The 983-nt window shown below is 50.9% G+C and carries 1 protein-coding gene; it reads right to left on the bottom strand.

Annotated features, from left to right (window positions below; all coding sequences use genetic code 11):
• Window positions 1–31 precede the first annotated feature (31 nt).
• Window positions 32–983 (bottom strand): hypothetical protein (locus tag NE665_RS23790; RefSeq protein ID WP_256302691.1); only part of this gene is annotated, 952 nt, incomplete at its 5' end.

Here is a 983-nt window from a genome sequence, read left to right as displayed (position 1 = left end):
GTTGTCCTCATATCTTCTTACACACATACCTTCAACTCTCCTTACGTCTCTTCCTTACCCTGCTTCCCTTTCCGCTCTTTTTCAAATACAGGCCGCCGACCAGACTCACTCCGAGGAATCCCGCTGCAGCAAACATCGCCGTGCTTCCCAGCGCCAGCTTCTGATCCACCCTTCGGCTTCCACCGACCAGTCCGCTCACCCACGTGTGCAGACTCTTCTCCTCCACCGGCAGACTACGCTGTGAAAACACATAGTCCTTCCCCGGTGCCATCCTCACCTCGATGATGTTCTCCTCATCGATCTGCAGATCCTTTCGGACGTAGACCAGATCCCGCTGCTCTACCGAATACTGATACACTCCGTATGCATGATCCCAGCTCGCAGGTACTCCGATCCCGATATACACCGGTATGCTCACATGCGCCTGCTCACACTGTAACAGATACACGATGTCATTGGTTCCACTCATTTCATACATCGCTTCCTTATGGCTGCACTTCGCTCCAAATTCAAAATCCAGCGTCGTTTCCTTCATATCCTTGATATCACTGTATAGTAATCTCAGTCGGTAATGCATCTTGCCCTCGCTCCTGTCCACGACGCGCATCACGATGTTCTTCTGCTCTTCCTTCGCTTTTTCAAATAATGCCGGATAGATCGTCAGGCGTTCGGCCTTTTCCTCCCACTTGTAATACGCTCTTCCATTCTTATCTGTTCCATTTCTTTGGATCCCATAGCGCTGTTGATTCGCCGCTGTGATGTTGGGATAAAAATTCCGGATCGCTGATGTTCCCTGCTCTCCCGATGCAGCATTGTTCGGATCCCTGGATGGTTTGCTGTTTTCTTCCTTATTACCGCCTTCACCACCATTATCAACTGTTCCAGTATCCGGTTCCTCGGGGCTTACCGGGTCTTCCTTATCCTCTGGGGCAGGTACGTCGATATCGATGTCATCATCCTTCACCTTTCCGATCAGCTGTCCA

The sequence above is a fragment of the Clostridium sp. DFI.1.208 genome (assembly GCF_024463855.1).
Taxonomy (GTDB): domain Bacteria; phylum Bacillota_I; class Bacilli_A; order Erysipelotrichales; family Erysipelotrichaceae; genus Clostridium_AQ.
Note: the sequence above shows the minus strand (reverse complement) of the source record. Positions and strands in the feature narration are given on the sequence as shown.